Here is a 2,333-nt window from a genome sequence, read left to right as displayed (position 1 = left end):
CGCCACGACGACCCGCGACCGTGCCCAGGCCAGACCCGCGTCGTCCGCGACCCCCAGGTCGGCGCGCAGGTCGGCCTCGCCGAGTCCGATACTCGCCACGCGCGGGTGGGCGCGGGCGATGTCGTAGGCCCGCTCGACCCCGAGCGCCGACTCCAGCAGCGGATGCAGCGCGACGCCCGGGGCGGTCGCCGCCGCCTCCCGTACCTGGTCCGCCGACTCGATCTTCGGCAGCCGCACGCCGTCGGTGCCCGGCAGCAGCGGTGCCAGAGAGGCCAGGTCGGCGCGGCCGTACGGGGTGCGCAGGTCGTTGACGCGGACCTGGACCGGTCGCGGTGGATCCGCGAGCAGCCGGGCGACCGCCGCCCGCGCGGACTCCTTGTGCGCGACCGCGACGGCGTCCTCCAGGTCGAGGATCACCACGTCCGCGCTGGAGGCGAGGGCCTTCTCCACCCTGCGGGCGTGGTCGGCCGGTACGTAGAGCAGGGTCGGCATCAGACCACGCCCCGGTCGCGCAGCCCGGCGATGTCTTCGGTGGTGAGCCCGAGCGAGCCGAGGACCCGATCGGTGTCCTCGCCGTGGGACCGCCCGCTCCACCGTATGGCGCCCGGCGTTCCCGACAGGCGGAACAGCACGTTCTGCATGCGCACGGCCCCCAGGTCGGGATCGTCCACGGTGGTGATCGCCTCCAGCGCCGTGAGCTGGGGGTCGGCCATGATGTCGGACACGTCGTAGATCGGCGCGACGGCCGCCTGGGCCTTCTCGAACTCCTCCAGCACCTCGGCGCGGGTGCGTGCGCCGACCCACGCGGCAACGGCCGCGTCGAGTTCGTCGGCGTGCCCGGCGCGGCCCGCCCCGGTGGCGAACCACGGCTCGTCCAGGTACTCGGGGTGCCCGACCAGCCGCATCACGCGCTCGGCGATGCTCTGCGCGGAGGTCGAGACGGCCACCCACGAGCCGTCGGCGCACTGGTAGGTGTTACGCGGGGCGTTGTTGACCGACCGGTTCCCGGTGCGCGGCGGGATGAGGCCGAGCTGGTCGTAGGCCGTGGGCTGGCCGCCGAGGACGGTGAGGATCGGCTCGATGATGGACAGGTCCACCACCTGGCCGGTGCCGCCGGCGTCGCGGGCGCGCAGGGCGGTCATCACCGCGTACGCGGTGGCCAGCGCGGCGATGCCGTCGGCGAGGCCGAAGGGCGGCAGCGTCGGCGGCCCGTCCGGCTCGCCGGTCATCGCGGCGAACCCGCTCATGGCCTCGGCGAGCGTGCCGAACCCCGGGCGCCGGGCGTACGGGCCGAACTGGCCGAACCCGGTGACGCGCGCGAGCACGAGCCCGGGGTTGGCCGCCCTGAGCCGGTCATAGGACAGGTTCCAGCGTTCGAGGGTGCCGGGCCGGAAGTTCTCGATGATCACATCCGCGTCGCGGGCCAGGCGCAGCAGCAGTTCCTGCCCCTCCGGCGCGGACAGGTCGAGGGTGATCGTCTGCTTGTTGCGGCCGAGCATCTTCCACCACAGCCCGATGCCGTCCTTGGCCGCGCCGTGCCCCCGCGACGGGTCCGGCCTGCGGGGGTGCTCGACCTTGACGACCTCGGCGCCGAAGTCGCCGAGGAACATCGCGGCCATCGGCCCGGCGAACAGCGTCGCGAGGTCGAGGACGCGGACGCCCTCCAGGGGAGCGCTCACGAGTCCTCCTTCGCCGGAGGCGCGTGTTCACCGATTCGGTCGCTCATGTCTCCTCCAGATCGGCGGCGCACCGGAATCCGACGGCGGGCGAACGTTCGACCGCCGGGTGGGTGCGCAGCAGCTTCAGGGTGTGCTCGGGGGTGCGGACGCCGTCGTCGGCGTACCACTCCGAGCCGGTGACGGCCCGCGCCGGTCCGCCCTTGAGGAACGCGAAGCGGGTCCGGCCGTCGGTGTGCTCGCTCTCGGTCCAGTTCCAGACCGTGGCCGGGACGCCCGCCGCCTGCCACTCGAACTCGGTCGGCAGCCGCACGCCGGCCCAGGCCGCGTACGCTCGCGCGTCGTCGAGATCGACGCGGGTCACCGGGGCGTCCGGCCGGGTGTCGCGGGCGGGGTCGAGGAACCGCTCCGGGTGGCGGGGCGCGTACCCGCTCGCCCGGACGAACGCCGCGTACTCGGCGTTCGTCACCTCCCGTACGGCCACGGCGACGGGCCGCAGGTCGACGCGCCGCCGTACGGTGCGGAGGGCGTGCAGGTCCGGCGGCAGCGGCTTCCACGCGTCGACGTACGGCGCCCCGTCGTCGAACCCGCACTCGCGCACGCGGTAGGTGACGGTCAGCGTGCGCGGCCCGGGGGCGACGCGGACCGCCTCGCCGA

3 protein-coding genes are annotated in these 2,333 nt (G+C 74.6%); all 3 read right to left on the bottom strand.

The features are described 5' to 3' along the window. Window positions 1-492: HpcH/HpaI aldolase/citrate lyase family protein (locus tag ACFFNX_RS47955; protein WP_378213100.1), on the bottom strand; the 492-nt coding region annotated here is incomplete at its 3' end. Next, entirely contained in the window at window positions 492-1,679 is a 1,188-nt protein-coding gene (locus ACFFNX_RS47950) for a CaiB/BaiF CoA transferase family protein (protein WP_378213099.1), read from the bottom strand. The genes ACFFNX_RS47950 and ACFFNX_RS47955, both read right to left, overlap by 1 nt. A gap of 43 nt (window positions 1,680-1,722) precedes the next feature. Next, the coding region (locus ACFFNX_RS47945) for a formylglycine-generating enzyme family protein (RefSeq protein ID WP_378213098.1) at window positions 1,723-2,333 on the bottom strand (611 nt) is incomplete at its 5' end.

The organism is Actinoallomurus acaciae, assembly GCF_042429965.1.
In the GTDB taxonomy this organism is placed as follows: domain Bacteria; phylum Actinomycetota; class Actinomycetes; order Streptosporangiales; family Streptosporangiaceae; genus Actinoallomurus; species Actinoallomurus acaciae.
The sequence above is the reverse complement of the archived record's forward strand: the minus strand, read 5'-3'. Positions and strand labels throughout refer to the sequence as shown.